Source organism: Nocardia sp. 149-1B (assembly GCF_057747975.1).
The window spans coordinates 2,033,358-2,058,742 of sequence record NZ_CM173233.1 but is presented as its reverse complement, the minus strand read 5'-3'; the positions used below and the strand labels follow the sequence as shown (position 1 = coordinate 2,058,742).

The 25,385-nt window shown below is 71.9% G+C and carries 28 protein-coding genes and 1 pseudogene; 13 read left to right on the top strand and 16 right to left on the bottom strand.

Annotated elements, in window-relative coordinates; translation table 11 throughout:
- The first annotated feature begins 24 nt into the window (after positions 1-24).
- From AC3ANS_RS09855 to AC3ANS_RS09845, 3 genes are read left to right on the top strand one after another with little or no spacing between them, the layout of a single operon-like run.
- Positions 25-1,173, top strand: coding sequence for an acyl-CoA dehydrogenase family protein (locus AC3ANS_RS09855; protein ID WP_488295982.1), 1,149 nt, complete (start codon positions 25-27; stop codon positions 1,171-1,173).
- On the top strand, positions 1,170-2,039 hold the full coding sequence (locus AC3ANS_RS09850; protein WP_488295981.1) for an acyl-CoA dehydrogenase family protein: 870 nt from the start codon (positions 1,170-1,172) through the stop codon (positions 2,037-2,039). Before AC3ANS_RS09855 ends, AC3ANS_RS09850 begins: the two co-directional genes overlap by 4 nt.
- The gene (locus tag AC3ANS_RS09845; RefSeq protein ID WP_488295980.1) at positions 2,039-3,004 is read left to right on the top strand and encodes an acyl-CoA dehydrogenase family protein; all 966 of its coding nucleotides are present in this window, start codon (positions 2,039-2,041) and stop codon (positions 3,002-3,004) included. Before AC3ANS_RS09850 ends, AC3ANS_RS09845 begins: the two co-directional genes overlap by 1 nt.
- A 12-nt stretch (positions 3,005-3,016) precedes the next feature.
- On the opposite strand, the gene AC3ANS_RS09840 is transcribed toward AC3ANS_RS09845, so the two are convergent.
- Both AC3ANS_RS09840 and AC3ANS_RS09835 read right to left on the bottom strand, forming a co-directional pair.
- Entirely contained in the window at positions 3,017-5,188 is a 2,172-nt protein-coding gene (locus AC3ANS_RS09840) for a response regulator (protein ID WP_488295979.1), read from the bottom strand.
- On the bottom strand, positions 5,185-5,553 hold the full coding sequence (locus AC3ANS_RS09835) for a DUF7793 family protein (protein ID WP_488295978.1): 369 nt from the start codon (positions 5,551-5,553) through the stop codon (positions 5,185-5,187). Before AC3ANS_RS09835 ends, AC3ANS_RS09840 begins: the two co-directional genes overlap by 4 nt.
- Before the next feature lie 110 nt (positions 5,554-5,663).
- Between AC3ANS_RS09835 and AC3ANS_RS09830 the strand changes: the two genes are divergently transcribed.
- Entirely contained in the window at positions 5,664-6,299 is a 636-nt protein-coding gene (locus AC3ANS_RS09830; RefSeq protein WP_488295977.1) for a cupin domain-containing protein, read from the top strand.
- Positions 6,300-6,431: 132 nt separating this feature from the next.
- Positions 6,432-6,587, top strand: a complete 156-nt coding sequence (locus AC3ANS_RS09825; RefSeq protein ID WP_488295976.1) for a hypothetical protein — start codon at positions 6,432-6,434, stop codon at positions 6,585-6,587.
- Position 6,588: 1 nt separating this feature from the next.
- Here the strand turns inward: AC3ANS_RS09825 and AC3ANS_RS09820 are convergent, their stop codons facing one another.
- From AC3ANS_RS09820 to AC3ANS_RS09800, 5 genes are all read right to left on the bottom strand, one after another.
- Positions 6,589-7,263, bottom strand: coding sequence for a flavin reductase family protein (locus AC3ANS_RS09820; protein ID WP_488295975.1), 675 nt, complete (start codon positions 7,261-7,263; stop codon positions 6,589-6,591).
- Between the two features lie 27 nt (positions 7,264-7,290).
- Complete coding sequence (gene hsaC / locus AC3ANS_RS09815; protein ID WP_488296467.1) at positions 7,291-8,187, bottom strand: iron-dependent extradiol dioxygenase HsaC; 897 nt, start codon at positions 8,185-8,187, stop codon at positions 7,291-7,293.
- Positions 8,188-8,189: 2 nt separating this feature from the next.
- Positions 8,190-9,068: a 4,5:9,10-diseco-3-hydroxy-5,9,17-trioxoandrosta-1(10),2-diene-4-oate hydrolase gene (hsaD, locus tag AC3ANS_RS09810; protein WP_488295974.1), complete on the bottom strand. Its 879-nt coding sequence runs from the start codon at positions 9,066-9,068 to the stop codon at positions 8,190-8,192.
- A gap of 2 nt (positions 9,069-9,070) precedes the next feature.
- Positions 9,071-10,237, bottom strand: coding sequence for a 3-hydroxy-9,10-secoandrosta-1,3,5(10)-triene-9,17-dione monooxygenase oxygenase subunit (gene hsaA, locus AC3ANS_RS09805; protein ID WP_488295973.1), 1,167 nt, complete (start codon positions 10,235-10,237; stop codon positions 9,071-9,073).
- A 113-nt stretch (positions 10,238-10,350) separates the two neighbouring features.
- Positions 10,351-10,572 (bottom strand): hypothetical protein, encoded by a 222-nt coding sequence (locus tag AC3ANS_RS09800; protein ID WP_488295972.1) that lies wholly within the window; start codon positions 10,570-10,572, stop codon positions 10,351-10,353.
- A 149-nt stretch (positions 10,573-10,721) separates the two neighbouring features.
- Here AC3ANS_RS09800 and AC3ANS_RS09795 point away from each other — a divergent pair, with 149 nt between their 5' ends.
- The 3 genes and pseudogenes from AC3ANS_RS09795 (at position 10,722) to AC3ANS_RS09785 (ending at position 12,207) form a co-directional block, all read left to right on the top strand.
- A complete protein-coding gene (locus AC3ANS_RS09795; protein WP_488295971.1) occupies positions 10,722-10,940 on the top strand; it encodes a hypothetical protein in 219 nt (72 codons plus the stop codon).
- A pseudogene (gene heR / locus AC3ANS_RS09790) lies at positions 10,937-11,274 on the top strand (heliorhodopsin HeR). The gene AC3ANS_RS09795 and the pseudogene heR overlap by 4 nt, the downstream one beginning before the upstream one ends.
- A 231-nt stretch (positions 11,275-11,505) precedes the next feature.
- Positions 11,506-12,207: an alpha/beta hydrolase family protein gene (locus tag AC3ANS_RS09785; RefSeq protein WP_488296466.1), complete on the top strand. Its 702-nt coding sequence runs from the start codon at positions 11,506-11,508 to the stop codon at positions 12,205-12,207.
- Between the two features lie 103 nt (positions 12,208-12,310).
- Here AC3ANS_RS09785 and dmpG read toward each other — a convergent pair whose 3' ends face one another.
- The 3 genes from dmpG to AC3ANS_RS09770 are packed head-to-tail and all read right to left on the bottom strand — an operon-like array spanning position 12,311 to position 15,131.
- Complete coding sequence (gene dmpG / locus AC3ANS_RS09780) at positions 12,311-13,402, bottom strand: 4-hydroxy-2-oxovalerate aldolase (protein WP_488296465.1); 1,092 nt, start codon at positions 13,400-13,402, stop codon at positions 12,311-12,313.
- 5 nt (positions 13,403-13,407) lie between these two features.
- Positions 13,408-14,298 carry an acetaldehyde dehydrogenase (acetylating) gene (locus AC3ANS_RS09775; RefSeq protein WP_488295970.1) on the bottom strand — a complete coding sequence of 297 codons (891 nt, stop codon included), beginning with the start codon at positions 14,296-14,298 and terminating at the stop codon, positions 13,408-13,410.
- A 5-nt stretch (positions 14,299-14,303) separates the two neighbouring features.
- On the bottom strand, positions 14,304-15,131 hold the full coding sequence (locus AC3ANS_RS09770; RefSeq protein ID WP_488295969.1) for a 2-keto-4-pentenoate hydratase: 828 nt from the start codon (positions 15,129-15,131) through the stop codon (positions 14,304-14,306).
- Positions 15,132-15,166: 35 nt separating this feature from the next.
- On the opposite strand from AC3ANS_RS09770, the gene kstD reads away from it, so the two are divergent.
- Together kstD and AC3ANS_RS09760 are read left to right on the top strand one after the other, a co-directional pair.
- On the top strand, positions 15,167-16,846 hold the full coding sequence (kstD, locus tag AC3ANS_RS09765; RefSeq protein ID WP_488295968.1) for a 3-oxosteroid 1-dehydrogenase: 1,680 nt from the start codon (positions 15,167-15,169) through the stop codon (positions 16,844-16,846).
- A gap of 53 nt (positions 16,847-16,899) precedes the next feature.
- Positions 16,900-17,748: a MaoC family dehydratase gene (locus tag AC3ANS_RS09760; protein ID WP_488295967.1), complete on the top strand. Its 849-nt coding sequence runs from the start codon at positions 16,900-16,902 to the stop codon at positions 17,746-17,748.
- Between the two features lie 14 nt (positions 17,749-17,762).
- Here the strand turns inward: AC3ANS_RS09760 and AC3ANS_RS09755 are convergent, their stop codons facing one another.
- The 5 genes from AC3ANS_RS09755 to AC3ANS_RS09735 form a co-directional block, all read right to left on the bottom strand.
- Positions 17,763-18,653: an aminoglycoside phosphotransferase family protein gene (locus AC3ANS_RS09755; RefSeq protein WP_488295966.1), complete on the bottom strand. Its 891-nt coding sequence runs from the start codon at positions 18,651-18,653 to the stop codon at positions 17,763-17,765.
- An 82-nt stretch (positions 18,654-18,735) separates the two neighbouring features.
- Positions 18,736-19,545, bottom strand: coding sequence for an HAAS signaling domain-containing protein (locus tag AC3ANS_RS09750; protein WP_488295965.1), 810 nt, complete (start codon positions 19,543-19,545; stop codon positions 18,736-18,738).
- Positions 19,542-19,865 (bottom strand): PadR family transcriptional regulator, encoded by a 324-nt coding sequence (locus AC3ANS_RS09745; protein ID WP_488295964.1) that lies wholly within the window; start codon positions 19,863-19,865, stop codon positions 19,542-19,544. The genes AC3ANS_RS09750 and AC3ANS_RS09745 overlap by 4 nt, the downstream gene beginning before the upstream one ends.
- Before the next feature lie 43 nt (positions 19,866-19,908).
- Complete coding sequence (locus tag AC3ANS_RS09740; protein ID WP_488295963.1) at positions 19,909-21,135, bottom strand: DUF480 domain-containing protein; 1,227 nt, start codon at positions 21,133-21,135, stop codon at positions 19,909-19,911.
- Positions 21,132-21,734, bottom strand: a complete 603-nt coding sequence (locus tag AC3ANS_RS09735) for a TetR/AcrR family transcriptional regulator (protein WP_488295962.1) — start codon at positions 21,732-21,734, stop codon at positions 21,132-21,134. The genes AC3ANS_RS09740 and AC3ANS_RS09735 overlap by 4 nt, the downstream gene beginning before the upstream one ends.
- A 74-nt stretch (positions 21,735-21,808) precedes the next feature.
- Here AC3ANS_RS09735 and AC3ANS_RS09730 point away from each other — a divergent pair, with 74 nt between their 5' ends.
- Positions 21,809-23,227, top strand: coding sequence for an MDR family MFS transporter (locus AC3ANS_RS09730; protein ID WP_488295961.1), 1,419 nt, complete (start codon positions 21,809-21,811; stop codon positions 23,225-23,227).
- Here the strand turns inward: AC3ANS_RS09730 and AC3ANS_RS09725 are convergent.
- Positions 23,202-23,711, bottom strand: a complete 510-nt coding sequence (locus tag AC3ANS_RS09725; protein WP_488295960.1) for a 2'-5' RNA ligase family protein — start codon at positions 23,709-23,711, stop codon at positions 23,202-23,204. The genes AC3ANS_RS09730 and AC3ANS_RS09725 overlap by 26 nt on opposite strands.
- 34 nt (positions 23,712-23,745) lie before the next feature.
- On the opposite strand from AC3ANS_RS09725, the gene AC3ANS_RS09720 reads away from it, so the two are divergent.
- Together AC3ANS_RS09720 and ppk2 are read left to right on the top strand one after the other, a co-directional pair.
- Positions 23,746-24,564, top strand: a complete 819-nt coding sequence (locus AC3ANS_RS09720; protein ID WP_488295959.1) for an LLM class flavin-dependent oxidoreductase — start codon at positions 23,746-23,748, stop codon at positions 24,562-24,564.
- 9 nt (positions 24,565-24,573) lie between these two features.
- The gene (ppk2, locus tag AC3ANS_RS09715) at positions 24,574-25,377 is read left to right on the top strand and encodes a polyphosphate kinase 2 (protein ID WP_488295958.1); all 804 of its coding nucleotides are present in this window, start codon (positions 24,574-24,576) and stop codon (positions 25,375-25,377) included.
- The last annotated feature ends 8 nt before the right edge of the window (positions 25,378-25,385 follow it).

The following is a 25,385-nucleotide window of genomic DNA, read 5'->3' as shown; positions in this document are numbered from 1 at the left end:
ACCATCCGAGAGGAACCACTGACGATGGATCTCACCCTGTCCGAGTCCGAGGTCGCGTTCCGCGACGAGGCGCGGGCGTGGCTGGCGGCGAACGTGCCGGCCGAGCCGCTGCCCTCGATGGACACCGCCGGCGGCTTCCTCGCCCACCAGGAGTGGGAGCGGCGGCTGGCCGACGCCCGGTGGGCCGTCGTCTCCTGGCCCGAGACCTACCACGGCCGCGACGCGTCGCTGGTGGAGTGGGTGGTCTTCGAGGAGGAGTACTACCGGGCGGGCGCACCCGGTCGGGTGTCGCAGAACGGCATCTTCCTGCTCGCGCCGATCATCTTCGACCACGGGACGCCCGAACAGCAGGACCGGTTCCTGCCCTCGATGGCCACCGGCGAGCAGATCTGGGCGCAGTGCTGGTCCGAGCCCGAGGCCGGCTCCGACCTGGCGTCGTTGCGATCCACCGCGCGCCGCGACGACGAGCGCGGGGGCTGGGTGCTGAACGGCCAGAAGACCTGGTCCTCACGGGCCAGCTTCGCCCACTGGGGGTTCGGACTGTTCCGTTCCGACCCCGAGGCGGAGCGGCACCACGGCCTGACGTACTTCCTGTTTCCCCTCGACGCCGACGGGATCACCGTGCGTCCGATCGCGCAGCTCGACGGCGAGGTGGGCTTCGCGGAGGTGTTCTTCGAGGACGTGTTCGTCCCGGACGCCGACGTCCTCGGCGCGCCGGGTGACGGCTGGCGGGTCGCGATGTCGACCGCCGGCAACGAGCGCGGCCTCTCGCTGCGCTCCCCCGGGCGGTTCTGCGCCGCTGCCGACCGACTGGTCGAGCTGTACCGCTCGGCCCCCGACCCGACCCACGCCGACGGTGTCGTCGACGCGTGGGTCAAGGCGCAGGCCTACCGGCTCTACACCTGGGGCACGGTCACCCGGCTCGCCGCCGGCGGTGACATGGGCGCGGCGGGGTCCGTCAACAAGGTGTTCTGGTCCGAGCTCGACATCGCCCTGCACGAGACCGCGCTCGACCTGCTCGGCCCCGAGGCGGAGCTCGAGTCGCGGTGGCTCGACGGCTACACGTTCTCGCTGTCGGGTCCCATCTACGCCGGCACCAACGAGATCCAGCGCAACATCGTGGCCGAGCGCATCCTCGGCCTCCCGCGCGAGCCCAAGGGGGTCGGCAAGTGAGGTTCTTGCTCGACGACGATCAGCGCGACTTCGCGGCCGCGCTCGACTCGCTCCTGTCCGCCGCCGACACCACCGCGGTGGCCCGGGCCTGGGCCGACGGCGTCCACGATCCCGGCCTGAGGCTCTGGTCCCGGCTGGCCGACCTCGGCGTGACATCGCTCGCCACCGACGCGACCCCGGTCGAGGTGGTCGTCGCGTTCGAGGCGCTCGGCCGCTACGCCGTGCCCGGTCCGTGGGTCGAGTCCGCGGCGTACCTCCCCGTGGCGCTCGGCCGCGAGGTCGAGGGCGTCGCCACCGTCGCGCTGCCGCCGGTGGTGCCGTACGCGCTGGACGCCGACGTCGCCGACCAGGTGTACGTCGGCACCGCGCCGGCCGGCTCGGTCGGCGAGCGGGTGGGGTCGGTCGACCGGACCCGCCGCCTCTTCGCCGTGTCGGGCACGGGCGAGGTCCACGGCGACGCCTTCGAGCTTGCCGTCCTCGCCGTCTCGGCGCAGCTGCTCGGGGCGGGCGAGCGGATCCTCGACGACACCGTCGCCTACGCCAAGCAGCGCAGGCAGTTCGGACGCGAGATCGGGTCCTACCAGGCGATCAAGCACGCGCTGGCCGACGTGCGCATCGCCTTGGACTTCGCCCGCCCGCTCGTCTACGGGGCGGCACTGGGCGAGGTGCCGGCGTCGGCGGCGAAGATCGCCTGCGCGGACGCGGCGTACCGCTCCTCACGCGCGGGCCTGCAGGTGCACGGCGCGGTGGGCTACACCCAAGAGCTGGACCTGAGCATCTGGCTGACGAAGGTGCGGGCCCTGGTCACCGCGTGGGGCACGCCGGCCTACCACCGGGCGCGGGTCCTCGACGGGCTGGCCGGCTGATGGACTTCGCGTTCTCCGAGGAACAGCAGGAGCTGGCCTCCACCGTGCGCTCGCTGCTCGCCAAGCGCGCCGACCCGCGGGTGCCGACCTACGACGAGGCGCTGTGGCAGACCCTCTGCGAGCAGATCGGGGTCGCCGCGCTCGGCATTCCCGAGGAGTACGGCGGGGCCGGGTTCTCGCTGTTCGAGTCGCTCGTGGCGCTCGAGGAGGTCGGCCGGTCGCTGGCCCCCTCTCCCCTGTTGTCCTCGCTGGTCACCTCGCAGGCGCTGTTGGCCGGCGCCGACGACGCGGCGAAGGAGCGGCTGCTCCCGCGGATCGCGGCCGGCGAGGTCGCGGCGTTCGCCGACGGCGACGCTCCCATCCTCGACGGCGACCTGGCCACGGTCCTCGTGGTCGCCACCGACGACGGGCTCTTCGAGGCCGACGCGCGGGCGACCGAGCGGACCTGGACCCCCTCGATGGACCAGACGATCCGGTTGGCGGACGTCCACATCGACACCGCGACCGCGACCCGGATCGGCGACGGGCCCGCCGCCCGCGACCGGGCCCGGATCGTCGGCGCGGTCGGCTGTGCCGCCCTGGCCGTCGGCTGTGCCGCCCGGGCCCTCGACATGACGGTGAGCTACTCCAAGGAGCGGGTGCAGTTCGGCCGGCCGATCGGTTCGTTCCAGGCGCTCAAGCACCGGATGGCCGACATGCTGGTGCAGCTGGAGATGGCCCGCTCGGCGTCCTGGGCGGCGTCGTACGCCGTCGCCCACCGCACCGGCGACGCGGAGCAGCTCGCCCACGTCGCCAAGGCCTACTGCGGCGACGCGCTCGCCCACATCGCCGGGGAGACCGTCCAGCTGCACGGCGGCATCGCGATCACCTGGGAGCACGACGCGCACCTGGTGTTCAAGCGCGCGCACGCGCTCGGTCAGCTCTTCGGCACGCCGCGCGCGCACCGGGCGGCGCTGACCCTCTGAGCGAGCCGGCCGTCAGCCCTGGAGCACGGCGCACAGGGTCTGCCGGGCCGAGTCGAGCTCGGCCTCGAGCCGGTCGATCAGCGCCGGATCGGGGGCGTCCTCGGCGGATGCCTCGATCTGTCGGGCCAGGTCGGCGACCCGCACCGCGCCGAGGTTGGCTGCGCTGCCCGCCAGCTTGTGGGCGGCCTGGCGCAGACTCGGACCGTCCCGGCGGTGGGCGGCATCCCGCAGGGCCGTCAGCAGCAGAGGGGTCGAGGTGGTGAACACGTCGGCCACCGTCGCCAGCAGCCCGCGGCCGTCGTTGGGCCCGAGCCCCCGGAGCATCGTCAGCCGGTCGGGGTCCAGGATGCCCGGGTCCACCTGCGGCTGCGGCACGGCGGATTCGTCGGGAGACAGGGCGTCCTGCTCGGCATGCGCGAACTCGTCGAGGACCGCCTCCAGCTCGGCTCCGTCGAGGGGCTTGGCCAAGAAGCCGTCCATGCCGACGGCCTGGCAGCGGGCCCGCTCGTCGGGCGTCGACGCCGCGGTCAACGCGACGATCGGCACCCGGGCGCCGCCGGCCTCGCGCCGACGGATCTCCGCGGTCGCCGCAAAGCCGTCCATCACCGGCATGTGGCAGTCCATGAGCACGAGGTCGTACGTCGTCGCCGCAACCGCCTCGACCGCCTCGACTCCGCTCTGGACCAGGTCGACCCGGTAGCCGAGCTGGGTGAGCACGCCCTCCGCCACCACCTGGCTGAGCCCGTCGTCCTCGACCACCAGCACGCGTCCACGGCCCTCGCCCTCGACAGCCGGTCGCGCCGGGCGGCTCCGCGGCAGGACCGGCTCGGGAACGGCGGGCAGGAGGTCGAGAAGCGTCTCGAGGAGCGCCGGGCTGCGGACCGGCTTGGCCAGCGCCCGGTCGATGCCGGCAGCCCGCAGGGCCCCGGGGCCGAGCTCGGGGCCGGAGCTGAGCAGCACCAGCCGGGTCCCGGCCAGGGCGGGGTCCGCGGACACCTGGCGGGCCAGCGCGACGCCGTCGACGCCGGGCAGTCCCTGGTCGAGCACCACGGCCGCGTAGGGGCTGCCGGCCGCGCGTGCCGCGTGGAGCAGCGGCAGGACCGCCTCGGGCTGTGCCACCACGTCCGGGCGCAGCCCCCACTCGTCGAGCTGTGCCTGGAGGATGCGCCGGTGCCTCGCGCTGTCGTCGACGGCGAGCACCCGGCGACCCTCCAGCCGGCGCAGGTCGGGTCCTGGGCGCACCGGTGCCGCAGCCACCGGCAGCGGGACCTCGACCCAGAACGTGCTGCCGCGGCCCGGCGCGCTCTCGACGCCGATCGACCCGCCCATCGCCTCGGTCAGGCTCTTGCAGATGGACAGGCCGAGCCCCGTCCCGCCGTACTTGCGAGTGGTGGACGCCTCGGCCTGCGTGAACGAGTCGAACAGGGTCCGCTGGGCCTGGGCGTCGATGCCGATCCCGGTGTCGGCGACCTCGAACCGGACTCGAGCATGGCGACCCTCCCATCCCGCGACCCTCGCGGTGATGGCGATCTCGCCTCGCTCGGTGAACTTCATCGCGTTGGATCCCAGGTTGAGCAGGACCTGGCGCAGCCGCGCCTCGTCGCCCACGAGCCGGTCCGGGACGGCTGGGTCGCAGTGCGCCATCAGCTCGACGTCGGAGAGCGAGCCCGGCGACGACAAGATGGCGCCGACCCCCTCGACCAGCTGACGGGGTTCGAAGTCCCGGTGCTCGATCTCCACCATGCCTGCCTCGAGCTTGGAGAAGTCGAGGATGTCGTTGATCACCGCGAGCAACGCCTCGCCCGCGTCGGTCAGCCCTTGGGCGTAGCGCCGCTGGACCGCGTCGAGGTCGGTCGTGAGCAGCAGCCCTCCCAGCCCGATCACGCCGTTGAGCGGGGTGCGGATCTCGTGGCTCATCGTGGCCAGGAACTGCGACTTGAGGCGAGATGCCTCGATGGCCTGGTTGCGGGCGACCTCGAGCTCGGCGGTGCGGTCGCGAACCTTCGCCTCGAGCTCGGCGCGTTGCGCGGCCAGCTCCTCGGCCAGCATCTCGATCCCGACGACGACCGCCTCGAAGTCCTCATCGAGGCCGGTCCGATCACCCCGCGCCTCGTAGTCACCCCTGGCGAGCCGGGTGAGCAGGTCGATCACGGCCTCGATGCCACGGCGTCCGGTGGCCGTCACCCTGCGCTCCTGATCCAGTCGACCGCCTCGAGCTCGGAGGTGAAGATCCGCACCGGTACCGCCCCGCGCTTGAAGCCGAGGAAGAAGTTCGCCAGCATCCGAGTGGCGGGTGAGCCGGCGAGCAGAGCGACCGCCAGGTAGTGCTCGTGGAGGTTGATGAAGAAGTGCCGCGCCGCGCGGTCGATCGAGGCGTCGGGGCGCAGGTCCACCAGCAGCCGGACCTTGCCCCGTCCGAGCTCCTGGACCTCACGGTCGACGCACTCGGCGGTGGCAAGGTCACAGAAGGCCCCGGGCGTCCAGTCGAGTCGCGCGATCTGGTTCTCGGCGTCCCACGAGACGCGATAGATCTCCTCCGACGCGCTCATCCCCGGACCTTCCACACCCATCCCCCCTCGGGTGATTCTAGGCGATGGTGCCGCGCTTGGAGAATCGAACGCTCCACCTCCACGACCCGGCCAGGTGGCAGCATGGGCCCATGCGTACGACGGGCACGGTCCGCAGCTGGGACGGCCTCGAGGGCTGGGGCGTCCTCGACTCACCCGAGACTCCGGGCGGGTGCTGGGCCCACGTCTCGAGCGTGCGGATGGAGGGGTACCGGACCCTGGCGGTCGGCCAGTCGGTGGTCCTCGACTGGGAGGCCGCCGACCAGGACGGTTTCGCCTTCCGCGCCCACGCCGTCTGGCCGGCCGACAGCCCCGAGGCCGCCTCGTACATGAGCGGACTGATGGTCCGATTCGACGCCACCCCACCGCCCGTGCGCGTGTTCACCTCCGGCGACCTGGTCGCCGCCGACCCGACGCCGGGGATGGACCGCGAGCGCGCCTTCGAGCTGCCTCGTCTGTGGGCCGGGCAGGTCGAGACCGCACCCGGCGCCGTGTCGGGCTGGCACCACCACGACCTGAACGAGTCGACGCTGTACGTCGTACGCGGCGTGCTGCGCCTGGAGTCGGAAGGACACGAGGGGTACGTCGATGCCGGCCCGGGCGACTTCGTCCACGTGCCGGCGTTCACCGTGCACCGGGAGAGCAACCCGCTCGACGTACCCTCGCTCGCCGTGATCGTCCGCGCCGGCGGCGGCATCTCGACGGTCAACGTCGACCCACCGGCCTAGCAGCCTCCGAGTGCCCTCGGGAAGGCTTGTGGACGACTCGTGGACGAGACGTTACCGATCGCTCTGGACCTCATGGCCGTGATCGGCTCGAAGCCTCGCCAGTCACAGGAGTTCACTCCTACCGTGGTGGACATGACGACCTTCGCCCTGACCTCGACGGAGTCCGAGGCCCTGCTCGACCCGGCGTCCGAGGCCGGCGCCGACCTGCCCCGGTCGGTCGCGAACCCGCGGCGCACCACCTGGACCGGCTTCGGCAAGCACGAGTCCGACCGGCTGCCTGCCGGCTGAGTCAGCGGCCGTCGGTGGTGCGGTACTCACCGCGGAAGAACAGCAGCGGATCCACGGCCGAGTCGTCGGTCACAAGGTCGACGACCCGGCCGATCACGACGTAGTGGTCGCCCGCCTCGTGGACGGTGTGGATCGTGCAGTCGACCTGGGCCAGCGCTCCCTCGAGCACCGGTGAGCCGGTGGACGGGGAGGGCGTCCACTTCACGTCGGCGAACTTGTCGACGCCACGGCTGGCCATGGTGTTGGAGAGCTCGGCCTGGTCCGCACCCAGGAAGTTCACGCAGAACTTGCCGGACCGCTGGATCAGCGGCCAGGCCCGCGAGGTCTTCGCGGGGATGAACAGCACCAGAGGCGGGTCGAGCGAGACGCTGGAGAACGACTGGCAGGTCATGCCGACGGGCTCGTCGTTGCTCACGCTCGTGACCACGGTGACACCGGAGGCGAAGCGGCCCAGCACGTCGCGGAAGCGCCGCGCGGCCGCCACCGTCTCGGGGTCGTCGTGGACGGCGATGTCCTCGCCGGGACGGAACTCGAAGTCGATGTCCTGGTCTCCCAGCCAGGAGCTGATCAGCTCCGGGCTCGGCCAGGTCTCCCGGGCGTCCGGACTCATGCCCTCCGGGATCTCGCGGCTGGGCACCTGAGGAGTGGGCACCTGGGGAGTCGGCTCCGAGGTCATGAGCCCCAGTTTCTCACCCGGCCACATTCAATGCGCCCCGCCGCCGAAGTCGTGGCCCCAGTAGGACACCGCGGTCGACTCCCGGGCCACCCACCGACCGTCGTCGACGGTGAGACCGTCGGTGCCGAACTCCACGTCGAACCCGCCCGGCGACTTCACGTAGAACGAGATCATCTCGTCGTTCATGTGCCGCCCGAGCGTGGCCGAGAGCGGCGCCTTGTGCTTGCGCACCCGCTCCAGTGCCCTGCCCACGTGGTCGAGCTCGTCGACCTCGAGCATGATGTGGACGCACTTGGCGGGGTTGGGCATCGGCAGGAACGCCAGGGAGTGGTGACGGGGGTTCACGCCCAGGAACCGCAGCCACACCTTCGAGCCGGGCTCCTTGCCGACGAACTCCCCCGGCATGCTCATCGAGTCGCGCAGCCGGAAGCCGAGCACGTCGGTGTAGAACCGCAGCGCCTCGACGTCGTCGAGCACCGGCAGCACGATGTGGCCCATGCCCTGGTCGCCGGTCACGAACGTCGCGGCGTACGGCGTCACCACGGGGCGGGACTCGTAGGTGATGCCGTGGAACAGCTCGAAGACGTTGTCCCACGGGTCGCGGAACCGCACCAGCTCCTGGACCCGGCGCTCGTCGAGCTCCTCGCGCGTCCCCTCCTCGAACTCCACGCCCGCCTTGGCGAGGTGCTCGCGCGCCTCCTGGAGCGCCCGGTGGTCGGCCAGCTCCCAGCCCACGCAGGCCAGCTGGTCGACGTCGGAGGGGAACACCACGAGCCGGGCCGAGACCTGGTCGATGCGCCAGTACTGGTGGTCGGGGTTCGGTCCGCGGCCCGCGGCGAGGCCGAGCACCTTGCCGGCGAACGTCGTCCACTGGTCGAGGTCGGTGCTGGCCACGCGCACGTAGCCCATGGACTTGATGTCGATGGTCACGCGGTGTCCTTCCGAGAACGTTCGACATGGCGCGAGAGGAACGCGGTCGAGACCTCGGCGAACTCCTCGGCCGCCTCGATCTGCGCCCAGTGCCCGCAGTTGGGGAACACGTGCAGCTGGGCCTTGGGGATGAGCTTGAGCGCGGCGAACGCGCCGTCGAGCGGGTTGACGCGGTCCTCACGCCCCCAGGTCAGCAGCGTGTGCTTGCGCAGCCGGTGCGCCTCGCGCCAGAGCATGCCGTCCTCGGCGGTCTCGGGGTTCCAGAACGACATGCCCATCGAGCGCATCGCCTCCTGGGCCCCGGGGGCGGTCGCGTCAGCGAACCGCTCCTCGACCAGCTCGTCGGTCACCAGCGCCTGGTTGACGACCATCGTGGAGATGAACGCGCGCAGCTTCTCGCGCGTCGGGTCCGCACCGAAGTCCATCAGGCGCTGCACGCCTTCGGTCGGGTCGGCGTGGAACAGGTTGAGCGAGAGGCCGCCCGGCCCCATCAGGATCAGCCGGCCGACCCGGTCGGGATAGGTGAGCGCCAGCCGCATCGCCGTACCGCCGCCGAGGCTGTTGCCGAGCAGGTGCACCCGGTCGATGCCGAGCTCGTCGAGGAGCTTGACGACGTAGTCGGCCGAGTGCCGGTAGTAGTTGCCGACCACCGGCGGCTTGTCGGACCCGCCGAAGCCCGGCTGGTCGACGAGCAGGGTGCGGTACGACGCCGCGAACGTCGGCAGCGCGCTCCCGAAGTTCGACCACGCCGAGGCGCCCGGCCCGCCGCCGTGCAGCATGACCAGCGGCAGCCCGGCACCCTCCCCCGCCTCGTAGTAGCTGAGGGTGATGTCCCCGGCCTTCGCGGAGCGGTGGACGTCTTCCTTGGCGAACACTCTCAGTACATCCCCGGGTCGACCTTGTGCCCGAACTCGTGCGCGCCGTACATCTGCAGCGCCCGCTCCGGGTCGTTGGCGGCGTGCACGCGGCCGGCGTGGGCGTCGCGCCAGGCACGCTGCAGGTAGGTGCCGGTCGCGAGCGCCCGGCCGCCGGAGGCCTCGAACAGCGAGTCGATGGCGTCGATCGCGCGCTGGGTGCCGAGGACCTGGTCGCGGCGTACCTTCAATCGCAGCCCGAGCGGGATCTTCTCGCCCTTCGCGACGCAGGCCTGCTCCTCGCGGATGTTGTTGACCAGCAGCGCCCAAGCGGCGTCGATGTCGGAGGACGCCTTGGCGATGCGGACGGCGGCGAACGGGTCGAGCGACGCCTTCTCGCCGAGGTAGGCCGCGCGCACCCGCTTCTGCTGCATCTCCACGTGCTCGGCGTACGCACCCATCGCCATCCCGATGATCGGCGTCGTGATGGTGCCGGTGAAGATCGAGTGGAACGGCAGCTTGTAGAGGTCGGAGGGGTTCTGCTCCTGGCCCGGACCGAAGCAGCGGCCGGTGTCGCCCATCGAGAGCGTGAAGTCCGCAGGGACGAAGACGTCCTCGACCACGATGTCGTTGGAGCCGGTGCCCGAGAGCCCGACGACGTTCCAGACGTCGTTGATCGTGTAGTTCTCGCGCGGCACCAGGAACGTCTTGAAGTCGACGACCTGGCCCTCGTCGTTGAACACGAGTCCGCCCAGCAGCACCCAGCTGCAGTGGTCGCACCCGGAGGAGAAGCTCCACTTGCCCGAGAGCGTGTATCCGCCGTCGGTGACGGTGGCCTTGCCGGTCGGGGCGTACGACGAGCTCACCCGCGTCGTGGTGTCGCTCCCCCAGACCGCCTGCTGGGCCGCGTCGGGGAACAGCGCGATCTGCCACGGGTGCACACCGACCACGCTGGAGACCCAGCCGGTCGAGCCGCAGGCGCCCGCGATGTCACGGACGGCGGTGTAGAAGTCGACGGGATCGGCCTCGTGGCCGTCGAACCGGCGGGGCTGGAGCAGCCGGAAGAACCCGACCTCCTCCAGCTCCTTGATCGACGCCTCGGGGACGACACGAAGACGCTCGGCCTCGTCGGCCCGCTCCCGGATCCCGGGCAGCAGGTCACGGACGCCGTCGAGAACAGCCTGGGACATCGCAGCTCCTGTCGTGGTCGGACAGGAGCAATACTAGAACACGTTCTCGTTTTGGTCGAGACGGGGCGGGCGGTAGCTCGTGAAGGTTGTGTTACGGCCGTGCGGCCGGTGGATCAGGGGCGCGCGAGCCGGAAGGCGGGGTAGGTGAAGTCGGGGACGAAGATCAGCGTGCCCGCGTCGACCAGGTCCCACAGCGTGGCGATCACGTCGCAGCGGTCGGCGTGCTGGTCGGCGACGGCGACGAGGATCTCGGCGGGAGACCAGGCGCCGTTCCCGACCGCGACGATCACGGCTTCGGTGAGAGTGGCGGGGGCGACGAGCGTGGCGAGAGACATGGTGGGTCCTGGTGGACGGTGGGGATCTTTTCTCTGACATCTCCAGCATCGGCCGTCCGGCGCGGAAATGTAGCGGAGGAAGGTCCCGACCTGAGATGCCTTCGGTCCTTTCTGTGCCGAAGGCTGGTGGCCACCCGGATGATGGGCCCATGACGAGCCCGAGCGCCACTACCGCCTCCGGTGTCGACGATGGCAGCCTGCGGTCGTTGCGCGGCTGGAACCTCGGGCTCACGGTGCTGCACCTGGCCCAAGCCGTGGCGGTGCTCGCGCTGGCGACCGACTTCACGGTCACCGTGACCCGGTCGCTGCCCGAGGGCCCGCCGGGCACCCCGGCCGGATCGCCATCGCCGGCGCGAACGTCTCGATGATCCTGTTCGGCTGGCTGCAAGAGTCCGCGAACCCGCCCGGCCGGTCGACGGTGACCATGAGGCCGTTCTGGTTCGGCTGCGTCGCCGGCGCGCCCCCTGGGTGGCGATCGGCTACAACCTGGTGGCAGCCGAGGAGGTCCCGGGGTTCGTGGTCGGCATCTTCGTGTCGCTGTTCTTGTTCTTCAACAGCTTCGCGCTCAACCAGTGGCTGCAGTACCGCCAGGTCGGCCCGTGGCGCAGCTACGCGTTCGGCGAGAAGTCCTACCTGGTGCTCAGCCTGGTGGCGAAGTCGGCGCTCGCCTGGCAGATCTTCGCCGGCTCGCTGGCCTCGTAGCCGGTTCGGCGCTGCCGCTTCAACACCGGGACGTAGGCCTCTGGCCCTTGCGCGTCCGCTCCGCGGAGACTGCTGACGCGGAGGTGGTGCGGCATGGTCGAGCTGGCCGTACGACGCCCGATCGGTGTCGCCGCGCTGGGACTGGCGCTCCTCGTCGCTGGCTGCAGCGACACCGCACCGACCGCTGAGCCCGGTCCGTCCCCGACGGCCACGGTCACCTACGCCCTCGGGCTGACCGAGGACCTCTACCTGCCGGCCGAACCGGGTCGGGCGCCGCTGGTCGTGCTCGTGCCGGGCGGCTCGTGGACCACCGCGGACCCGACCGGCCTGGCCGGGCTCGCGGCCCGGCTCGCCGACGCCGGGATCGTCGCCGCCACCGCCCGGATCCGCGCGGGAGCCGACGGTGTGGTCTACCCGGTCCCCGTGGAAGACGTCGTGTGCGCGGTGGCGACCGCAGCCGCCGAGGCACGCTCGCGCGGGTTCGCCCCGACGCGGGTGGCCGTGCTCGGCCACTCCTCGGGGGCCCACCTGGCGGCCCTCGCCGTCCTCGCCTTCGCCGACTACTCCCCCACCTGCACCGCCCCGGTGGTCGAGCCGGACGCCCTCATCGGCCTCAGCGGCCCCTACGACATCAGCCGCGTGCCGGAACTCGCGACCGCGCTGCTGGGCACCGACCCGGACGACGACCCCGCGACCTGGCACGCGGCCAACCCGGTGCAGCGCGCAACCCTACGTCCCGACGTGCCGGCCCTGCTCCTGCACGGCGAGGACGACGACCTGGTGCCCGTCAGCTTCACCACGCAGTTCGCGGACGCGCTCGAGAGCGCCGGGCACCCGACCACGGTCGAGCTGGTCCCCGGCGTCGACCACCTGGGCATCTTCGCCGCCGACGTGGCAGCCGGACCGATCGCCGCCTGGCTGCGATCGTTCTAGGCTGGCGTGATGTTCGGCATCGGCCTTCCGGAACTCGTGCTCGTCGCGGCGATCATCGTGCTGGTGGTGTGGCTGCTCCGGCGGCGCGAGCGGCGCCGCTGATCTACGCCGTGCCGGCGTCGGCTCGGACCTTCTCCGCTTCCGCTTTCAGCATCAGCGCGATGTCGATGAGCTGGTCCTCCTGGCCGCCGATCAGCTTGCGACGCCCGGCCTCGAGCAGGATCTTCGCGCCCGAGACGCCGTAGCGATCGGCGGCGTTGCCGGCGTGCTTGAGGAAGCTCGAGTAGACACCGGCGTAGCCCATCATCAGCGTCATCCGATCGAGCTGGCACTCCTCGGGCATGGCCGGCTTGATGACGTCCTCCGACGCATCGACGATCTGGAGGAAGTCGACGCCGGTGGTCCAGCCGAGCTTGTCGCACACCCCGATGAACGCCTCCAGCGGCGTGTTGCCCGCGCCCGCGCCGAAGCGGCGCACCGACCCGTCGATCTGGGTCGCGCCCGCACGCGCGGCGATCACGGTGTTCGCGACACCGAGGCCGAGGTTCTCGTGGCCGTGGAAGCCCACGTCGGCCACGTCCCCGATCTCGGCGACCACCGCCGAGACCCGGTCGGCGGTCTGCTCCATGATCAGCGCGCCCGCGGAGTCCACGACGTACACGCACTGGCAGCCGGCGTCGACCATGATCCGCGCCTGCTTGGCGAGCACCTCGGGCGGCTGGGTGTGGCTCATCATCAAGAACCCGACGGTCTCCAGCCCGAGCTCGCGAGCCAGCCCGAAGTGCTGGATCGAGACGTCGGCCTCGGTGCAGTGGGTGGCGATCCGGCAGATCTGGCCGCCGTTGTCCTGCGCGGCCCGGATGTCGTCCTTGGTGCCGACGCCCGGCAGCATCAGGAAGGCGATCTTGGCGCGCTTCGCGGTCTCGGCCGCGATCTTGATCAGCTCCTGCTCCCAGGTCTTGGAGAACCCGTAGTTGAACGACGACCCGCCCAGGCCGTCGCCGTGGGTCACCTCGATCACCGGCACGCCCGAGGCGTCGAGCGCCTCGACGATGTCGTGGCACTCCTGGGCGGTGAACTGGTGCCGCTTGTGGTGCGACCCGTCGCGCAGGCAGGTGTCGGTCAGTCGCAGGTCGAGCTCGCCCCAGGGCTCCGTGCCGTGGGTGCCGGACCAGGTCCGGGTCAGCTCGTTGATGTCGTTCACAGCATGCTCCTGGCGATGTTCTGGCCGACCTGCGTGGCGGCGGCGGTCATGATGTCGAGGTTGCCGGCGTACGGCGGGAGGAAGTCGCCCGCGCCCTCGACCTCGACGAAGATCGCGACCTTCGTCTGGCCCTGCGTGGCGGGCGAGGGGTCGTCGATCTGGGGCTCCTGGAGCAGCCGGTAGCCCGGCACGTACTCCTGGACGGCCTTCTCCATCGCGAACACCGACTGCACGATCGCGTCACGGTCGGCGTCGGGTGGGACCGCGCAGAAGATCGTGTCGCGCATGATCATCGGCGGCTCGGCCGGGTTGAGGATGATGATCGCCTTGCCACGCGCCGCGCCACCGATCGTCTCGACCCCGTTGGCCGTGGTGCGGGTGAACTCGTCGATGTTCGCCCGGGTGCCCGGGCCGGCCGACATGCTGGAGACCGAGGCCACGATCTCCGCGTAGGAGACGGTGGCGGCGCGCGAGACGGCCGCGACCATCGGGATCGTCGCCTGGCCGCCGCAGGTGATCATGTTGACGTTCATCGCGTCCACGTGCGCCTCGCCGTTGACCGGCGGGATCACCGCCGGCCCGACCGCGGCCGGGGTCAGGTCGATCGCCCGGATGCCCGCCTCCTCGTAGCGCGGGGCGTACTCGCGGTGCACGTAAGCCGAGGTCGCCTCGAAGATCAGGTCCGGCAGCTCGTCCTGCTTGAGCAGCCAGTCGACGCCCTCGTGGGTGGACTCCAGCCCCTGCGCGGCGGCCAGCTTGAGGCCCTCCGAGGACGGGTCGACCCCGATCATCCAGCGTGGCTCGATGACCTCTGATCGCAGCAGCTTGTACATCAGGTCGGTGCCGATGTTGCCGGGCCCGACGATCGCGGCGGTCTTCTTTGGCACGGAACTCACTCCTCGAAAGTGACGCTGAGCGGCGCGAAGCCGCTGATGGTCGCGACGACCCGGTCTCCCGGGGCGAACGGCACGAACGGGCCCAGGGCCCCGGACAGGATCAGGTGGCCGGCGCGCAGCGGGTCGCCGAACCGGGCGGCCTGCACGGCCAGCCAGCGCAGCGCCTCGAGCGGGTCGCCCAGGCAGGCGGCACCGTTGCCGGCCGAGCGCTCCTCGCCGTCGATGGTCAGCGACATCACGACGTCGCGCGGCTCCAGGTCGTCCAGCCCACGCCCGTCGGTGCCGACCACGAACAGCCCGCTGGAGGCGTTGTCGGCGACGGTGTCGGTGAACCCGATGGCCCACTTGTCGATGCGCGAGTCGACGATCTCCAGCGCCGGGAGGGCGACGTCGACCGCAGCGCGCACGGCGTCGAGGGTGATCTCCTCCTCGGGCAGGTCCAGGTCGCCGGCCAGGACGAAGGCGACCTCCGCCTCGACCCGCGGCTGCAGGAGCGTGCGCATCGAGATCGGCTCGTCCCCGCCCGTGGGCGAGACGTCCATGTCGTCGAGCAGGTAGCCGAAGTCCGGCTGGTCGACGCCCAGCTGGTCCTGGACGGCCTTGGACGTCGCGCCGATCTTGCGGCCCACCACGCGGGCTCCCCCGGCGATGCGGGCCCGCACGAGACCCTGCTGCACGGCGTACGCCGCCTCCAGGTCGTCGGTGCCGATCAGGTCCCGGACGGGCGCGCACGGGACACGGGTCGCCTGGGCCTGCGAGAGTCGCTCGACGGCGGCCTCGATCGAGGTCGCGCGCGAGTGCTGGCCCGACTGCTGGGAGGTCACGTGACCGATAGTAGAACCTGTTACAGTTTCTGGCCATGACGACCCCCTCCCCGGCCGCTCTGCCGGACAGCGTCGACGTCATCGTGGTCGGCGCCGGCGGCGCCGGCATGACCGCCGCGCTCGCCGCCGCCGCGCGCGGCCTCGACACCGTGCTGATCGAGAAGAGCGCGTACTTCGGCGGGTCGACCGCGCGCAGCGGGGGCGGCGTCTGGATCCCGAACAACTACGCACTCCGGACCGCCGGACAGGGTGACGACCCGGAGCTGTCGCGCCTCTACCTGGACTCGATCGTGGGCGACGTCGTGCCCAAGGTGCGTCGCGACACCTACCTCGCGCGCGGGCCCGAGGTCATGGACTTCATCAAGGAGCGCACGCCGCTGCGGTTCACCTGGGTGCCGCAGTACGCCGACTACCACCCGGAGGCGCCCGGCGGCCGGGCCGCGGGCCGGTCGGCGGAGCCGATCCCGATGGACGCGCGGTTCCTCGGTGAGGAGCTCGAGCGGCTGCACCCGCAGTACACCAAGGCCCCGGCCAACATGATCGTCACCCAGGCGGACTTCCGGAAGATCAGCCTCGGCCTGCGCACGATCCGTGGCCCGCTGACGATGGCCAAGGTGCTCCTCCGGCGCCTCGTGAGCCTGGTGCGCGGCCAGAAGATGTTCGCGATGGGCAACGCGATCGCGATCGGGCTGCGCAAGGGCCTGATGGACGCCGGCGTGCCCGTCCACTACGACACCGAGCTGCGTGACCTGGTGCTCGAGGACGGCCGGGTGGCCGGCGTACGCGTGCTGCGCGACGGCGCCGAGACCGTGATCCGGGCCCGGCGCGGTGTGATCCTCGGCAGCGGCGGGTTCGAGAAGAACCTCGAGATGCGCGAGAAGTACCAGCCGCAGCCGACGTCGGTCGACTGGACGACCGGCTCGCAGTTCAACACCGGCGGCGGCGTGCTCGCCGGCATCGCCGCTGGCGCCCAGACCGACCTGATGGACGACGCGTGGTGGGGCCCGACGATCCCGCTGCCGTCCGGGCCGTGGTTCTGCCTGGCCGAGCGCAACCTGCCGGGCTCGATCATCGTCAACCAGGCCGGCCGACGGTTCATGAACGAGGCGCTGCCGTACGTCGAGGCGGTCCACGAGATCTACGCCGGCGAGGCGACCGGTGTCGGCCACGTGCCGGCCTGGATGGTGATCGACCAGCGCTACCGCAACCGCTACCTGTTCGCCGGGCTCTCGCCGCGGCAGCCGTTCCCCGGGCGCTGGTACAAGAACGGGACGGTCCGGAAGGCCGCCACGCTCGAGGCGCTCGCCGCCGAGATCGGCGTGCCGGCCGACGCACTGGTCGAGACCGTCGAGCGGTTCAACGGCTTCGCCGCGCGCGGCGTCGACGAGGACTTCCACCGTGGGGAGAGCGCCTACGACAAGTACTACTCCGACCCCCGGGTCAAGCCGAACCCCTCGCTGCACGTGATCGACCAGGCGCCGTTCTACGCCGTGAAGATCGTGCCCGGCGACCTCGGCACCAAGGGCGGCCTGGTCACCGACGAGCACGCCCGGGTGCTGCGGCCCGACGGGTCCGCGATCCCCGGTCTGTACGCCGCCGGCAACGTCTCGTCCGCCGTGATGGGCCGCACGTACGCCGGCCCCGGCGCCACCATCGGACCCGCCCTCACGTTCGGCTACCTCGCCGCCGAGGACATCGCGAAGAACGGCGGTTGAGGTGCGTCCGAAGCGAGCCTCGAAACCCCGTTCGTCGTCACAGGAGACCTGACATGCCCATCGACCCGTCCGTCGCGATCGGCGCCGAGCTCGGATCGGTCGAGTTCGACTGGACCGAGAGCGACGTGCTGCTCTACCAGCTCGCGATCGGCGCGACCGACCTGGCGTACACGCTCGAGGGACCGGCGCTACAGGTGCTGCCGTCGTTCGGCGTCGTCGTGCCGACGTTCCACATGACCGACCCGCCGCCGCTCGACCTGCCGGGGTGCGACATCAACCTCGCCCAGGTCGTGCACGGGTCGCAGTCGATCTCCGTGGCCGGGCCTCTCCCCACGTCGGGCTCGGCCACGGTCACCACCCGGATCAGCGAGATCTGGGACAAGGGCAAGGCCGCGGTCATCTGGCAGGAGGGCGTGGCGGTCTCGGCGGCCGGCGAGGAGCTGTGGACCACCCGCTCGTCGATCTTCGTCAAGGGCGAGGGCGGCTGGGGCGGCGACCGCGGCGCGGCCACTCCCGTCACGCTCCCGGAGCGCTCCCCCGACGCGGACACGACGTACGACGTCCTGCCCCAGCAGGCCCTGCTCTACCGCCTGTGCGGTGACCGCAACCCGCTGCACGCCGACCCGGACTTCGCGAAGGCCGCCGGCTTCCCCGCCCCGATCCTGCACGGGCTGTGCTCCTACGGCATCGTGCTGCGCACACTCACCGAGGAGCTGCTCGGCGGCGACGCCACGCAGGTAGCCGGCTTCGGCGTGAAGTTCGCGGGCGTGCTGTTCCCCGGCGAGACCATCCGCGTGCAGGGCTGGCGCGAGGACGACCGCATCGTCGGCTCGGCAGTCGTCGCCGGCGGCGAGCGCGACGGCGCCCCGGTGCTCAGCGACGTCGTGCTGACCACGCGCTGACACAGGCGTGGGGCTCAGCCCACCTGAGCCTCGGTGAGGACCTCGGCGATCGTCGCCGCCGCCAGCCTCGAGTGGTACGGCGAGGTGGTCTCGTAGTAGGTGAGCCCGCTGACCGCCGGCACCAGGGACCAGCCGCGCCCGCGGCGCCACGCGTCCGCGTCGAGGGCGACGGCGTCACGGTAGGCCGCGCGGCTGGCCGGATCGGTGAACCATGCCCAGCACGGCATCAGCTCGACGGCAGGGTCACCGAGGCCGAGCACGCCGAGGTCGATGACGCCGACCGTCCGCCCGTCGCGGACGATCACGTTGCCGGGCTGGATGTCACCGGCGATCCAGACGGGGTCCTGCGCCCAGGGCGGAGCCGCGAGCGCGTCCTCCCAGATCGCCAGCACCGCGCGCTGGTCGAGGCGGTCCCCCGCCTTTGCCGTCCACTCCCGCACCCAGTCGTCACACGCGGCCAGTGGCACGCCGCGTGAGCTGCCGGTCTTCAAGGGTCCGCCCATGACGTCGATGCCGCGAAGCGTGCGGACGAAGGCGCCGAGTGCTGCGGCACAGGCCGACTGATCGACGTTGTCGGCCGTGGGGTTCTCACCCTCGATCCACGGCACGATCGTCCAGGCGAACGGATAGCCGTGTGCCGGCTCCCCGAGGCCGACCGGCACCGGCACGGTCAGCGGCAGGTGCGGCGCGAGCCGCGGCAACCAGGTCCAGTCCGAGTGCGCCTGGTCGGCGGCCCAGTCGATCCTCGGGAGCCGGACGAGCAGGTCCTCGCCGAGCCGGAACAGCTGGTGGTCGGTGCCGATCGGGGGCAGCCGGCGCAGCGGAAGCCCGCGGTACGCCGGGAACTGGTCGTCGACCAGCCGTCGCGCCAGCTCGTCCGGGACGGGGACCTCGTTCTCGTGCATCGCCGCGACCCTAGGTTCCCGCGGACCCGCACCGCACCGGGTTTGTGGCCCACCACGCCGTGGTGTCGCCGCGAGGTGGGCGTCATACGGTCCGGGCGCCCCACAGGCCGAGCGAGCGCCCCAGGGCCAGGAACCCGATGAGGACGAGCGTCGCCTCCACGGCGGCGGCCTGCGCTGCCTCGCCCGCGGTGCCGTGGTCGAGGAGGTCCCAGCCGAACGCCGCGACGGCCGCGATGGCGATGCCGGACGGGAGCAGCGTGGCGGGCCGAGGCAACCACACGTCGCTCCGAGCGCCCTCGCCGCGCGGACGCCGGACCAGGGACCGAGCTCGCAGCAGGTATCCCGTCGCCACCATCGCGACCACCGGCCCCGCGAGCAGCTGCCACGCGGGCGCCTCGCCCGGCACGGCTCCGCCCGCGGCGACCAGGGTGAGCAGGGCGAACCCGAGCGCGAGGCCGTTGCGGCGGCACAGCACGGCGACGCCGGCGGCAGTCGGTGCGTCGTAGCGCGATGCGACGGGCGTGAGGACAGCCAGGACCATGGCCACCGCACAGGTCTGCGCGGCCCCGAAGAAGACCACAGCCCAGATCGGCTGGGCGGAGACACCCGGAGCGGCAGCGTTGATCAGCGCCAGCGTGGAGGCAGCAACGGCGGCGACGCCGACGGCCGTGACGACCGTGGCGTGGACCGCGCGCCGGGCGCCCACCTCGAGGTCGAGGGCGCGCGCCAGCTCCGCCGCGTCGCCGAAGCGGCGCACCGCCTCGTCGTCGCCGCGCTCTGCGCTGCAGTCGACCAGGTGCTCGCGGCACTCGGCCAGGAAGCGCCGTCGGGCTCGTCCTCGCACCCGCAACGTCGACTCGAGCTCCCCGAGGTAACGCTCGACCGCGCTCATGCCAGTCCCCCGATCACCTGGTCGACGGCCGCCGAGAACGCTCGCCACTCCCGAGCCGAGGCACCCGCCTGCCGTCGACCCACCGCCGTGAGCGCGTAGATCCGCCGGCGACGACCCTCCTCGGTGCCCCAGGAGCTCGTCACCAGCCCGAGTCGCTCGAGCCGTTGCAGTGCCGGGTAGAGCGAACCCTCCGGCACCGAGAGCTCGCCGCCGCTGCGCGCGGCGATGCGTTGGCACAGCCCGTAGCCGTGCGCCGGCTCCTCGGCGAGCAGAGCGAGGACCATGCCTTCGAGGTGACCGCGGATGAGGTTGCTGCCCATGCCGACCACCATACCCAGACAATCTAGGCAACGGTAGAACGGATCAGGCCGGCTTGCGGCCGATGACGTACAGGCGCTCCGTGGTCTCGCCCCGACCGGGGTGCGGACCTCGGTGGTACCACTCGACATCGACGAGGCCGGCCCGCTCGACCGCGGCGACGACGTACGCCCGGTCCTGCAGCACGAAGTCGAGGTCGACCTCGGCATCGAACCACTCGTCGACATGCCTGATCTCCGCGCCCGCGTGCAGCGCGAGCACCAGCCACCCGCCCGCGTCCAGCGGCCGGGCCAGCGCACCGACGGCCCCCGGCAGCTCGGAGGCGCCGAGGTGGATCAGCGAGTACCACGCCAGCACCGCCGCCCAGCCCGGTGCGGTCGTGGGTCGGATCAGCCGGCGCAGGTCGCCGACCTCGTAGGTCCCGTCGGGGTAGCGCCGCCGAGCCTCCGCGACCATGCCCGGCGACAGGTCGATGCCGGTCGCGTCGGCGCCCGCGTCGGCGAGGTACGCCGTCACGTGGCCGGGTCCGCAGCCGACCTCGACCACGGGGCCACCGGCTCGGTCATCAACAGCGTGCGCGGCGACCCGGTCCAGCAGCCAGCTCTCGAACGGCAGGTCGGTCAGCTCGTTGAACAAGTGCTCGGAGTACGAGCTCGCGACCGCGTCGTACGCCGCCCGCACCCGAGCATCGCGCGCCTCGGGCCCGTCCGCGAGCACGGCATCCCGGTCGACGACCGGTGCCGCCGCGATCGCCGGCGCGACCGCCGGCTCACCCAGCAGGTGCACCCAGCGCAGGTCGTGCTGACCCGGCTGGCGAGGCAGCTCGCGGACCAGGCCCTCCTCGGCCATCCGCGCGAGGACCTGCTCGACGGCCGCGCGGTCGGCGAAGGGATGGAGCCGCTCCGTGCGGGTCTTGAGCTCTCCGGGCGCCTGCGGACCACGGAGCAGCAGCACGGTGAGCAGCGCGCGCTCGTCCTCGGCGAGGCCGAGCGCCTCATCGAGCGTCTGGTGGTACTTCAGCGTGCGGCGGCCCTTGTCGGACCACACGATGCGCACCAGGCCGCGCTCCTTGAGCCGCTTGGCGGTGTGCTCGACGGTCTGCTCGTCGTAGTCGACGACCGGGTCGCGACTGCTGGACTGGTTGCAGGCGGTGCGCAGGGAGTTGAGCGTCAGCGGGTAGGAGTCGGGCACGGTGCGCTGCTTCTCGAGCAGGCTGCCCAGCACCCGCTGCTCCTCGGCGTCGAGCTCGGGGAGGCCAGGACGATCGGTCACGTGTCAGACGGTACCGATGCCTTCACCAGCGGGAGGAAGACCTCGTCCACGATCTCGACCAGGACGTCGTCGGGCACCGGCCCGAGCCGCATCAGCGCCTCGTGACGGAACAGGTCGAACGCCACGTTGACCACGCGGCGCGGCAGCCCTGCGGGCATCTCGCCGCGGTCGACGGCCTCCTGCATGACCACGTCGAGGACGGTGGGCGCGTCGTCGTCGATCACCAGCCGGCGCAGGTCGTACGGCGTGGTCCCGGTCTCCTGGAAGTAGCCGCCGAGGAAGGCGGTCATCAGGGCGGTCAGCCCGATGCGCTTCTCGTTCGAGAAGCGCATCACCGCCAACGCGTCCTCGCGCAGGCTGCCGGTGTGCGGCGGCCGGGCGGGGTGCCGTCGGCCGACGAACGAGATCGTGGCCTCGACCAGCTCGGGCTTGGTCGCCCACCGCCGGTAGACCACGGTCCGGCTGGTGCCGGCTCGCTGGGCGACGGCGTCGAAGGTCAGCGCGCCGTACCCGTGCTCGGCCAGCTCGGCCCAGGTCGCCTCCAGCAGCGCCGCCTCCAGCTCGGCCCCGCGGCGCCGACGGCCCTTCTCAAGATCCATTTGCGTATCTTATCAATCCGGCCTACCGTGGTGCCACAAGAGACAGTCATGTATCTAATCTGGAAGGTGCCGCGATGGCCCAGGACACCACTTCGCTCGAGGGCGCCCCGCCCGAGACGGCACTCGACCCCGAGCTCAAGCGGATCGCGATCGCGGTGATCTCGGGCGCGATCGCGGTCATCCTCGACACGACGATCGTCAGCGTCGCACTGCACGAGCTCGGGACCTCGCTCCACGCGTCGGTGTCGACGATCCAGTGGGTCAGCACGGCGTACCTCCTCGCGATGTTCGTGAGCATCCCGGCGACCGGGTGGGCACAGAGCCGACTCGGCGGGAAACGGCTGTGGATCCTCTCGCTGGTGACGTTCCTGGCGGGGTCCGTGCTGTGCGCGTGCGCGTGGAACGTCGAGAGCCTGATCGCCTTCCGCGCGCTGCAGGGTCTCGGCGGCGGGGTGATGCTGCCGCTGATGACCACGCTCCTCATGCAGGCGGCCCACGGTCGTAACCTCGGCCGGCTGATGGCCGCGGTCAGCCTGCCTGCCGCGCTCGGCCCGATCCTCGGCCCGGTGGTCGGCGGACTGATCCTCGGCAGCCTGCCGTGGGAGTGGCTGTTCCTGGTCAACGTCCCGCTGTGCCTGGTCGGCCTCGTGCTCGCCGTACGGATGCTGCCCGCCGACGAGCCGGGCCGACGGGTGGTCCGCCTCGACGTCACCGGCCTGCTGCTCGTCAGCCCGGGTGTGATCGGGGTGATCTACGGCCTGACCCAGGTCGGCGGTGAGGGCGGCTTCGGCAGCGCCGACGTACTGGTGCCGCTGCTCGCGGGACTGGCGTTCCTCGCCGCGTTCACCGCCTGGGCGCTCCGCGCCGGCGACCGGGCGCTGATCGACCTGCGACTGCTGCGCCACCGGCCGCTGGCCACCTCGACGCTGCTGCTGTTCCTGACCGGAGCGGTGCTGTACGGCGCGATGCTGCTGCTCCCCCTGTACTGGCAGGTGGTCCGCGGCGAGGACGCGCTCGGCGCGGGTCTGCTGCTGATCCCGCAGGGGGTCGGTGCCCTGGCGTCGCGGAGCCTGGCCGGCCGGCTCACCGACACGATGGGCGGCCGCTGGGTCGCGGTGGCCGGCTTCGCGGTGCTCGCCCTGGCGACCGTGCCGTTCGCGTTCGCCGACGCGACCACGCCGACGTGGTGGCTGATGCTCGCACTGCTGGTGCGCGGCCTCGGCCTCGGGGCGGTCGTCATTCCCCTGATGACACTGGCCTACGACGGACTGGCGCGCGAGGAGATGCCCGACGCGAGCATCGTGACCCGGGTCGCCCAGCAGCTCGGCGGATCCTTCGGGGTCGCGGTCCTCGCCGTCGTGCTCGCCGGGTCGGGCGGCTTCGACGGGGCGTTCTGGTGGTCGATCGGCTTCACCGCGGTGGCGGTGGCGTTGGCCTTCCTGGTGCCGGCCAAGGCCGCCGTGGCCGTCAGCGCGCCTGCGCGAGCGTCGTGACCTGACCGCGCTCGGGGTCCCAGCGGCGCAGCTCGGTGAGTGTCAGCACCACGTCGTCGTGGCCGAGCACGTCGAGGGCCCGCTGGACGTCGGCACGCTCGACCCGCCGCGCCAGCGTGACGTGCGGCAGCCACCCCACGTGCTGGCGCTCGGGCACCTGCACGCGCACGGCCAGCACCCGGCGTACGACGTCGTCGTCGATGTCCACCGCCCGCGCGATCGTGACGCGCTCGCCGCCGAGCAGCAGGAGCCCGGCGGCGCGCGCCCGCACCGGCAGCAGCGAGCCGAGCCGGACCTGGGCCACGTCGAGGGCCGCATCGGGGAGCAGCGGCGCCGAGACGACCGTGAGGTGCGGCGAGTTCGTGCGGCCCGGATGGTCGAGCTGGCTGGGCAGGCCGGCGTCGCGCAGCCGCTGCCAGTCGCTGCGGACGGCCTCGATGCCGTCGTCGTCGGGGACGAGCTCGAGGGCGTGCAGCTTCGGCATGCGGTCCATACTCCCTGCCATGACACAGCAGGGCATGACCCGACCCCGAGCACGCCGCGGTCTCTTCGTCGCGCCCTTCGACGCCCTGGCCGACCCGCGCGTGATCGGCGACCTGGCGGCCAGCGCCGAGGCCGCGGGCTGGGAAGGCTTCTTCCTGTGGGACCACCTCCAGTACGGCGAGCGCGTGCAGGCGATCGCGGACGCGTGGGTGTGCTGCGCGGCGGTCGCGATGCGCACCAGCAGGCTCGTCCTCGGCCCGATGGTGACGCCGTTGGCCCGTCGCCGGCCCCAGGTCCTGGCCCGGCAGGCGGCGAGCCTGGCGGTCCTCTCCGGTGGCCGGTTCGTGCTCGGGCTCGGCCTGGGCGACGACTGGGTCGGCGAGTTCAGCGCGTACGACGACGAGCCCGACCCCCGCGCCCGCGGCCGGATGCTCGACGAGGGGCTGGCAGTGGTGACCGGCCTGCTCGCCGGCGAGCATCTCGACCATGACGGCGAGCACTACGCGGCGCGTGGCGTGCGCTACCTGCCTGCCCCGCGGGTGCCGGTGTGGCTGGGCGGGCGGTTCGGCAACGCCGTACCCGTGCGCAGAGCAGCCCGCCACGACGGGTTCTTCGTGATCGGCCTGAGCGCTCCGGGCGACGTCGCCACCGTCGTCGCGAGCCTCGCTGAGGCCGGCGCGCCGACCGGGGTCGACGTCGTCGTGGACCTCCAGCCCGAGCAGGATCCCGCGCCCTGGATGGACTCCGGCGCGACCTGGGTGCTGACCCGGGTCGGCCCCTTCGACCTCGACCTGGACAGCGTCCGGCGACTCGTCGAGGCAGGTCCCCTGACGGGACCCGGCGAGCGTGACTAGGGTCGAAGCATGGCGAAGTCCAAGAGGCGGCTGAGCGACGCGCAGTACGAGGCGGAGCTGTTCCGCCTGCAGGCCGAGATGGTCAAGGTCCAGGAGTGGGTCCGCACCGAGGGCAAGCGCCTGGTCGTGGTGTTCGAGGGCCGTGACGCGGCCGGCAAGGGCGGCGCGATCAAGCGGATCACGCAGTACCTCAACCCCCGCGTAGCGCGCATCGCCGCCCTCCCCGCGCCGAGCGAGCGGCAGCGCGGGCAGTGGTACTTCCAGCGGTACGTCGAGCACCTGCCGAGCCCCGGGGAGATCGTGCTCTTCGACCGGTCCTGGTACAACCGCGCCGGCGTCGAGCACGTGATGGGCTTCTGCACGCCGGTGGAGCACCGGCGGTTCCTGCACCAGTGCCCGATCTTCGAGCGGCTGCTGGTCGAGGACGGCATCCTGCTGCGCAAGTACTGGTTCTCGGTCAGCGACGAGGAGCAGCACCGCAGGTTCAAGGCCCGCGTCGAGGACCCGATGCGGCGGTGGAAGCTCTCCACGATGGACCTGGAGTCGATCACCCGCTGGGAGGACTACTCCCGCGCGAAGGACGACATGATGGTCCACACCGACATCCCCGAGGCCCCCTGGTACGTCGTCGAGGGCGACGTGAAGAAGGAGGCGCGGCTGAACATGATGGCCCACCTGCTCTCGACGCTGGACTACCGCGAGGTGCCGCTGCCGGAGATCGACGTGCCCGAGCGGCCGGCCTCCACCGGCTACGTCCGGCCGCCGCGCGACCACACGAACTACGTGCCCGACCACGTGGAGGGGCTTCGCTGACCTCGGGC

What these genes read in the sequence shown, in the direction of transcription:
- AC3ANS_RS09855 (WP_488295982.1), top strand. Translation starts at nt 25, where the DNA reads ATGGATCTCACCCTGTCCGAGTCCGAGGTCGCGTTCCGCGACGAGGCG.
- AC3ANS_RS09845 (WP_488295980.1), top strand. Translation starts at nt 2,039, where the DNA reads ATGGACTTCGCGTTCTCCGAGGAACAGCAGGAGCTGGCCTCCACCGTG.
- AC3ANS_RS09835 (WP_488295978.1), bottom strand. Translation starts at nt 5,553, where the DNA reads ATGAGCGCGTCGGAGGAGATCTATCGCGTCTCGTGGGACGCCGAGAAC.
- AC3ANS_RS09830 (WP_488295977.1), top strand. Translation starts at nt 5,664, where the DNA reads ATGCGTACGACGGGCACGGTCCGCAGCTGGGACGGCCTCGAGGGCTGG.
- AC3ANS_RS09825 (WP_488295976.1), top strand. Translation starts at nt 6,432, where the DNA reads ATGACGACCTTCGCCCTGACCTCGACGGAGTCCGAGGCCCTGCTCGAC.
- AC3ANS_RS09820 (WP_488295975.1), bottom strand. Translation starts at nt 7,263, where the DNA reads ATGACCTCGGAGCCGACTCCCCAGGTGCCCACTCCTCAGGTGCCCAGC.
- hsaA (WP_488295973.1), bottom strand. Translation starts at nt 10,237, where the DNA reads ATGTCCCAGGCTGTTCTCGACGGCGTCCGTGACCTGCTGCCCGGGATC.
- AC3ANS_RS09800 (WP_488295972.1), bottom strand. Translation starts at nt 10,572, where the DNA reads ATGTCTCTCGCCACGCTCGTCGCCCCCGCCACTCTCACCGAAGCCGTG.
- AC3ANS_RS09795 (WP_488295971.1), top strand. Translation starts at nt 10,722, where the DNA reads ATGACGAGCCCGAGCGCCACTACCGCCTCCGGTGTCGACGATGGCAGC.
- kstD (WP_488295968.1), top strand. Translation starts at nt 15,167, where the DNA reads ATGACGACCCCCTCCCCGGCCGCTCTGCCGGACAGCGTCGACGTCATC.
- AC3ANS_RS09760 (WP_488295967.1), top strand. Translation starts at nt 16,900, where the DNA reads ATGCCCATCGACCCGTCCGTCGCGATCGGCGCCGAGCTCGGATCGGTC.
- AC3ANS_RS09755 (WP_488295966.1), bottom strand. Translation starts at nt 18,653, where the DNA reads ATGCACGAGAACGAGGTCCCCGTCCCGGACGAGCTGGCGCGACGGCTG.
- AC3ANS_RS09750 (WP_488295965.1), bottom strand. Translation starts at nt 19,545, where the DNA reads ATGAGCGCGGTCGAGCGTTACCTCGGGGAGCTCGAGTCGACGTTGCGG.
- AC3ANS_RS09745 (WP_488295964.1), bottom strand. Translation starts at nt 19,865, where the DNA reads ATGGGCAGCAACCTCATCCGCGGTCACCTCGAAGGCATGGTCCTCGCT.
- AC3ANS_RS09735 (WP_488295962.1), bottom strand. Translation starts at nt 21,734, where the DNA reads ATGGATCTTGAGAAGGGCCGTCGGCGCCGCGGGGCCGAGCTGGAGGCG.
- AC3ANS_RS09730 (WP_488295961.1), top strand. Translation starts at nt 21,809, where the DNA reads ATGGCCCAGGACACCACTTCGCTCGAGGGCGCCCCGCCCGAGACGGCA.
- AC3ANS_RS09725 (WP_488295960.1), bottom strand. Translation starts at nt 23,711, where the DNA reads ATGCCGAAGCTGCACGCCCTCGAGCTCGTCCCCGACGACGACGGCATC.
- AC3ANS_RS09720 (WP_488295959.1), top strand. Translation starts at nt 23,746, where the DNA reads ATGACCCGACCCCGAGCACGCCGCGGTCTCTTCGTCGCGCCCTTCGAC.
- ppk2 (WP_488295958.1), top strand. Translation starts at nt 24,574, where the DNA reads ATGGCGAAGTCCAAGAGGCGGCTGAGCGACGCGCAGTACGAGGCGGAG.